Source organism: Desulforhabdus sp. TSK, from assembly GCF_022836495.1.
Lineage (GTDB): Bacteria > Desulfobacterota > Syntrophobacteria > Syntrophobacterales > Syntrophobacteraceae > Desulforhabdus.
In genome coordinates, this window is sequence record NZ_BQXM01000216.1 from 1 (window position 1) to 330 (window position 330).

1 protein-coding gene is annotated in these 330 nt (G+C 57.9%); it reads left to right on the plus strand.

Annotation, left to right across the window (positions count from 1 at the left end; genetic code table 11):
- Positions 1-330 (plus strand): proton-conducting transporter membrane subunit (locus MWC30_RS22155; protein WP_260101269.1); only part of this gene is annotated, 330 nt, incomplete at both ends.

The window sequence follows — 330 nt, forward strand, 5'->3', positions numbered from 1 at the left end:
TGCTGGGGGTCTTCTGCGCTCTCGACTTTGTCCTCTTCTACGTCTTCTGGGAAGTCATGCTCATCCCCATGTACTTTATCATCGGGATCTGGGGGGGGCCCCGGAGGATCTACGCCGCCGTCAAGTTTTTTATATACACCATGAGCGGCAGCGTGCTCATGCTGGTGGCCATCCTGGTGCTCTGCTACCTTTACTATGACGCGACGGGGATCGTCACCTTCGACATCCTGACCTACCACAACCTGGGGCTCCCGGCGGGCTACCAGACGTGGCTCTTTCTGGCCTTCTTCCTCGCCTTCGCCATCAAGGTGCCCATGTTCCCGTTCCACA